Genomic DNA, 2930 nt, shown 5'->3' on the forward strand with positions numbered 1-2930 from the left:
TGTTCTTTGAAAACTGCATAGTGCGCGGAGAGATTTCAGGTCAAGATAGTAAGGGCACACGGTGGATGCCTTGGCGCCGGGAGCCGAAGAAGGCCGTGGCAAGCTGCGATAAGCCTCGGGGAGCCGCAGGCGGGCGTTGATCCGGGGATTGCCGAATGGGGGAACCTGGCGTGGGGGAACCCGCGTCATCCCGTGCTGAACACATAGGCACGGGAGGGGCACCGGGCGAACTGAAACATCTTAGTAGCCCGAGGAGAAGAAATCAACCTGAGAGCCCGTAAGTAGCGGCGAGCGAAAGCGGGTGAGCCCAAACCGGCTACGTGTTAAAGCCTGCCGGCGTTGCGTAGTCGGGGTAGGGGGACAGGACGGAGGGTAGCGGCAGCTATCCTGGGAGCGCACCGGATTTAGGAGAAGAGGACTGGAACGTCCGGCCGTAGAGGGTAAGAGCCCCGTATCCGAAAAGTCCGGGAGGCTTCTTGTTCTGATCCCAAGTACTGCGGGGCACGAGGAATCCCGTAGGAATCAGGGGGGACCACCCTCCAAGGCTAAATACTCCTGGCGACCGATAGTGAACTAAGTACCGTGAGGGAAAGGTGAAAAGCACCCCGGGAGGGGAGTGAAATAGAACCTGAAACCGTGTGCCTACAAGCAGTCAGAGGGCGTTGTGAGGCCTGATGGCGTACTTTTTGTAGAACGGGCCGGCGAGTTACTGTTCGAGGCGAGGTTAAGGGGCGTTAAGCTCTGGAGCCGTAGCGAAAGCGAGTCCGAATAGGGCGTGATTGAGTCTCGGGCAGTAGACCCGAAACCGGGTGAGCTACCCATGTCCAGGGTGAAGCGTAAGTAAAATTACGTGGAGGCCCGAACCGACCGTCGTTGAAAAGGCGGCGGATGAGGTGTGGGTAGGGGTGAAATGCCAATCGAACCCGGAGATAGCTGGTTCTCCCCGAAATGCATTGAGGTGCAGCCTTAAGGTAAGGGTGCTGGGGGTAGAGCACTGGATGGGCTAGGGGCCTTCACCGGTTACCGAACCCAACCAAACTCCGAATACTGGCACCTGGTCCTTAGGAGTGAGACTGCGGGGGATAAGCTTCGTAGTCGAGAGGGAAACAGCCCAGACCGTCGGCTAAGGTCCCCAAGTTCGGGCTAAGTGGTAAAGGATGTGGGATGACCCAGACAGCCAGGATGTTGGCTTAGAAGCAGCCATCATTTAAAGAGTGCGTAATAGCTCACTGGTCGAGTCGTCCTGCGCCGAAAATTCAGCGGGGCTCAAGCCCGATACCGAAGCCACGGCAGCGCGCGCAGCGTGCTGGGTAGGGGAGCGTTCCGTATGCGGCGAAGCCATACCGTGAGGAGTGGTGGAGCGTACGGAAGTGAGAATGCCGGCATAAGTAAGCGAGAAAGCAGGTGAGAATCCTGCTCGCCGTAAGCCTAAGGTTTCCTGGGGAAGGCTCGTCCTCCCAGGGTAAGCCGGGACCTAAGCCGAGGCCGGAAGGCGTAGGCGATGGGTAAGGGGTTGAGAATCCCCTGCCACCGGTCGAGGGCGATGGGGTGACGCAGGAGGGTAGGCTGAGCGCGCGGTTGGAAAAGCGCGTCCAAGCCTGTAGGGTGCGGGATAGGCAAATCCGTCCCGCTGTAGAGCCCGAGAGGTGATGGGGAGGGAAATTTAAGTACCGAAGCAGCCGAACCCATACTGCCGAGAAAAGCCTCTAAGCGACAAAGACTCGGCTGGTGCCCGTACCGCAAACCGACACAGGTAGGCGGGGAGAGAATCCTCAGGCGCGCGAGAGAACCCTCGCTAAGGAACTCGGCAAGTTGACCCCGTAACTTCGGGAGAAGGGGTGCCTCTGGGGGTTAAGGTTATACACTGTAAGCCTCTGGGGGTCGCAGAGACCAGGCCCAGGCGACTGTTTACCAAAAACACAGGTCCCTGCTCAACTCGTAAGAGGAGGTATAGGGGCTGACGCCTGCCCAGTGCCGGAAGGTTAAGGGGAGGGCTTAGTGCGCGAAAGCGCGCGAAGGTCTGAACCGAAGCCCCGGTAAACGGCGGCCGTAACTATAACGGTCCTAAGGTAGCGAAATTCCTTGTCGGGTAAGTTCCGACCCGCACGAAAGGCGTAACGACTTGGGCGCTGTCTCGGCGAGGGGCTCGGTGAAATTGTAGTACCAGTGAAGATGCTGGTTACCTGCGGTAGGACAGAAAGACCCCGTGGAGCTTTACTGTAGCCTGACATTGGACTTTGGTATCTTATGTACAGGATAGGTGGGAGGCTTGGAAGCCGGGGCGCCAGCTTCGGTGGAGCCGCCGGTGGGATACCACCCTTAGGGTATTGGAGTTCTAACCTTGGTCCGTGGATCCGGATTGGGGACAGTGTCAGGTGGGCAGTTTGACTGGGGCGGTCGCCTCCCAAAGGGTAACGGAGGCGCCCAAAGGTACCCTCAGCGCGGTTGGAAATCGCGCGTGGAGTGCAAAGGCATAAGGGTGCTTGACTGTGAGACCGACGGGTCGAGCAGGTGCGAAAGCAGGGCTTAGTGATCCGGTGGTACCGAGTGGAAGGGCCATCGCTCAACGGATAAAAGCTACCCCGGGGATAACAGGCTAGTCTCCCCCAAGAGTTCACATCGACGGGGAGGTTCGGCACCTCGATGTCGGCTCATCGCATCCTGGGGCTGGAGCAGGTCCCAAGGGTTGGGCTGTTCGCCCATTAAAGCGGTACGTGAGCTGGGTTCAGAACGTCGTGAGACAGTTCGGTCCCTATCCACCGCAGGCGCAGGAAACTTGAGGGGGGCTGTCCTTAGTACGAGAGGACCGGGATGGACAGACCGCTGGTGTACCAGTTGTCCCGCCAGGGGCACAGCTGGGTAGCCATGTCTGGCAGGGATAAGCGCTGAAAGCATCTAAGCGCGAAACCCGCCCCAAGATAAGGTTTCCC

General features: G+C 58.9%; 1 rRNA gene. It reads left to right on the forward strand.

Annotation, left to right across the window (positions count from 1 at the left end):
• Positions 1 to 38: 38 nt before the first annotated feature.
• Positions 39 to 2930: ribosomal RNA gene (locus EDD75_RS11050) — 23S ribosomal RNA — on the forward strand; the annotation flags it as partial.

Source organism: Thermodesulfitimonas autotrophica, assembly GCF_003815015.1.
In the GTDB taxonomy this organism is placed as follows: Bacteria; Bacillota; Desulfotomaculia; order Desulfotomaculales; family Ammonificaceae; genus Thermodesulfitimonas; species Thermodesulfitimonas autotrophica.